This window comes from Mammaliicoccus sp. P-M58 (assembly GCF_022386165.1).
In the GTDB taxonomy this organism is placed as follows: Bacteria; Bacillota; Bacilli; order Staphylococcales; family Staphylococcaceae; genus Mammaliicoccus; species Mammaliicoccus sciuri.
In genome coordinates this window covers 1-294 of record NZ_JAJNJI010000043.1, presented here as the reverse complement: position 1 = coordinate 294, position 294 = coordinate 1, and the positions used below count along the sequence as shown (strand labels likewise).

Here is a 294-nt window from a genome sequence, read left to right as displayed (position 1 = left end):
CCTGTTCCCATGCCGAACACAGAAGTTAAGCTCTTTAGCGCCGATGGTAGTTGGGCTTACGTTCCGCGAGAGTAGGACGTTGCCGGGCAAAATTCGATTTTGACCCTTGGGTCTTTTTTTCTTGAAATTTTCTTGAAAAATAAATTGAATTAAATGTTGACACGAGAATATAACAAGTGTATAATAGATTCTTGTGAGACAAAATGAACATTGAAAACTGAATGACAATATGTCAACGTTAATTCCAATAATTGAGTACTAAAAGTACTTCAGAGTGATTGGCTTAACCAATCA

Annotated in this window: 1 rRNA gene; it reads left to right on the top strand. The window is 36.7% G+C overall.

Annotated features, from left to right (window positions below):
- Nucleotides 1-88: ribosomal RNA gene (gene rrf / locus LQ694_RS15490) — 5S ribosomal RNA — on the top strand; the annotation flags it as partial.
- Between the last annotated feature and the right edge of the window lie 206 nt (nucleotides 89-294).